This window comes from Cupriavidus campinensis (genome assembly GCF_905397395.1).
In the GTDB taxonomy this organism is placed as follows: domain Bacteria; phylum Pseudomonadota; class Gammaproteobacteria; order Burkholderiales; family Burkholderiaceae; genus Cupriavidus; species Cupriavidus campinensis.
On sequence record NZ_CAJPVH010000135.1, the window covers coordinates 1 to 1678 of the forward strand.

The 1678-nt window shown below is 75.0% G+C and carries 1 protein-coding gene and 1 pseudogene; both read right to left on the reverse strand.

Going from position 1 to position 1678, the window contains the following annotated elements; genetic code table 11:
* A partial coding sequence (locus KHO18_RS28170) for a Y-family DNA polymerase (protein WP_211944311.1) occupies nt 1–1322 on the reverse strand: 1322 nt, incomplete at its 3' end.
* Nucleotides 1249–1678, reverse strand: a pseudogene (locus KHO18_RS28175) (translesion DNA synthesis-associated protein ImuA); the annotation flags it as partial. The gene KHO18_RS28170 and the pseudogene KHO18_RS28175, both read right to left, overlap by 74 nt.

The following is a 1678-nucleotide window of genomic DNA, read 5'->3' on the forward strand; positions in this document are numbered from 1 at the left end:
CGCTCGGGCGGCAGCGTGCCGGTGGCGGGCGGGCGGGGCGGCGGCTCGTCCACCGGGCCCCACTGGTTGGCGCATTCGGGGCGATGGTCGGCCAGCGGGCGCGGCTGCAGCACGTTGTCGCGGCCCAGGCGGGCCATCAGCGTATCGAGCAGCCGGCCCAGTTCGGCCGGCGCCGCGCCGGGCTCCGGGAACAGCGAATCGCTCTGCGGCAGGCAGGTTTCCATCGCCTCCACGCGCAGCGCCAGGCCGCCCACGGGCGCGTGGAAGCGCACCTTGTCGAGCTTCTCGCGCAGCAGCTTCGACAGATGCACCGGGTCCCGGCTGGGCTGCGCCAGACCCAGCGGCACCAGCGTGCTGTCCATGTCCTCGCCCAGCCGGTAGCGTTCGTGTTCGAGCACCAGCACGCAGCGCGTGACGCCAGCCTGCTGCGCCGCCAGCCAGCCGGACAGCGCCAGCAGCAGCCGCTGCGCGCCGGCCAGCACCCCTTCTGCCGCTTCGATGCGCCCCGGCAGCTCCATCCGCTGCGCGAAGGCGGGCGGCGCCTCGAACCATGCAAACCCGGCCGGCGCCTGATCGTAAGCCTGATCGAGCCGCGCCAGCAGTGCCGTGCCGATGCGGCGCGACAGCCCCGCGCGCGGCAACTGCCTCACCTGCCCCAGCGTGCGGCAGCCCACGCCCTCGAGCCAGCCCGGATCGGCCAGCGTCTGCAGGCACGCCACGGGCAGGGCATCGAGCAGACGCGTCATGCGGGCAGGCTGGATGGCGCGGCGCGCGGGCCGCACAATGCCGCGCCGCGTACGGCGCAGCGGCTGCCGGGCAAGCCATGCCGCGCCCTGCGCCGTGGTGCCGCAGCCCAGTTGCGCGAACGTGCCGAGCTGCCTCACCCGCGCGCGGATGGCCCGGCACAGCGCGCGGTGCCCGCCGAACAGGCGCAGGCTGGCGGTGACGTCGAGCATCACGGTGGCCGATTCGGCATCCGGGTCGATCGTCACGGCCGGCGTGAAGTGGAGCAGCGTCAGCGCCACGTCGGTCATCAACGCGGCTTCGGCCGGGAGATTGCGCTCCAGCTGCACGACCTCCGCCGACAGCGCCTGCACGCCGCCGCGCCGCATGCCGTACGCCACACCGAGGGCCACGGCCGGCCCGTTGGCCAGCACCACGCGCTCGTGCGCCATCACCGCCACGGGCAGCGCCTGTAGCGTGCCGGAGGCGGAGGCGGAGGCGGGGACGGAGGGCGCACCGGCGGCCTCAGGCCAGCTCGGTTGCAGCGCGTCCAGCGGCAGGCGCGGCAGATGCACCGCGATCCAGAACGTCGGCAGCATGATGAGGGGGCACCACGGCAGGCGCGGTGGGGGTAACTGGGGTGACGGGAGCGGTGGGAGCAGCGACGCGCGCGGGCACGTGCGCCATGCCGCCCAGCGACAGGACCAGCGGCGCGTCCCGCACGGGGCCGCGGCGCTTGTGGAAGGCAATCGACAGCATGTTGCCGGGCAACGGCGACAGCGCCAGCCGCAGCACCGCCGGCGACGATTCCTGGAGCACGCGCAGCGGCCGCAGCACCCAGACCACGGTATCGCCGGCCTGGGCCAGCACCTGGAGCCGGCGCAGCGCCTCGGGCCGCGCGGTGCCGAGCCACACCAGCACCGCGCCGAACGCCTGGCTGCGCAGCATCTGCTCG